This is a genomic window from Burkholderia sp. AU38729 (assembly GCF_020419725.1).
Classification (GTDB): Bacteria; Pseudomonadota; Gammaproteobacteria; order Burkholderiales; family Burkholderiaceae; genus Burkholderia.
Map to the genome: position 1 here is coordinate 1 of NZ_JAIZQO010000035.1, position 1,166 is coordinate 1,166.

The 1,166-nt window shown below is 53.3% G+C and carries 1 rRNA gene; it reads left to right on the plus strand.

The annotated features are described in order from the left end of the window. Window positions 1-1,166 (plus strand): 23S ribosomal RNA (locus LGM56_RS36685); the annotation flags it as partial.

Genomic DNA, 1,166 nt, shown 5'->3' on the forward strand with positions numbered 1-1,166 from the left:
GTAGGCGAAAACAGTATGAAAGAACTAGGTGTGCGACAAGTAGGGCGGGACACGTGAAATCCTGTCTGAAGATGGGGGGACCATCCTCCAAGGCTAAATACTCGTGATCGACCGATAGTGAACCAGTACCGTGAGGGAAAGGCGAAAAGAACCCCGGGAGGGGAGTGAAATAGATCCTGAAACCGCATGCATACAAACAGTCGGAGCCTCGAAAGGGGTGACGGCGTACCTTTTGTATAATGGGTCAGCGACTTACGTTCAGTAGCAAGCTTAACCGTATAGGGCAGGCGTAGCGAAAGCGAGTCCGAATAGGGCGTTCAGTTGCTGGGCGTAGACCCGAAACCAAGTGATCTATCCATGGCCAGGATGAAGGTGCGGTAACACGTACTGGAGGTCCGAACCCACTAACGTTGAAAAGTTAGGGGATGAGCTGTGGATAGGGGTGAAAGGCTAAACAAACTTGGAAATAGCTGGTTCTCTCCGAAAACTATTTAGGTAGTGCCTCGTGTCTCACCTTCGGGGGTAGAGCACTGTCATGGTTGGGGGGTCTATTGCAGATTACCCCGCCATAGCAAACTCCGAATACCGAAGAGTGCAATCACGGGAGACAGACATCGGGTGCTAACGTCCGGTGTCAAGAGGGAAACAACCCAGACCGCCAGCTAAGGTCCCCAAATATAGCTAAGTGGGAAACGAAGTGGGAAGGCTAAAACAGTCAGGAGGTTGGCTTAGAAGCAGCCACCCTTTAAAGAAAGCGTAATAGCTCACTGATCGAGTCGTCCTGCGCGGAAGATGTAACGGGGCTAAGCTATATACCGAAGCTGCGGATGCGTGCTTTGCACGCATGGTAGGAGAGCGTTCTGTAAGCCTGCGAAGGTGTCTCGGAAGGGATGCTGGAGGTATCAGAAGTGCGAATGCTGACATGAGTAGCGATAAAGGGGGTGAAAGGCCCCCTCGCCGTAAGCCCAAGGTTTCCTACGCAACGTTCATCGGCGTAGGGTGAGTCGGCCCCTAAGGCGAGGCAGAAATGCGTAGCTGATGGGAAGCAGGTCAATATTCCTGCACCATTGTTAGATGCGATGGGGGGACGGATCGCGGAAGGTTGTCCGGGTGTTGGAAGTCCCGGTCGCTGCATTGGAGAAGGCGCTTAGGCAAATCCGGGCGCG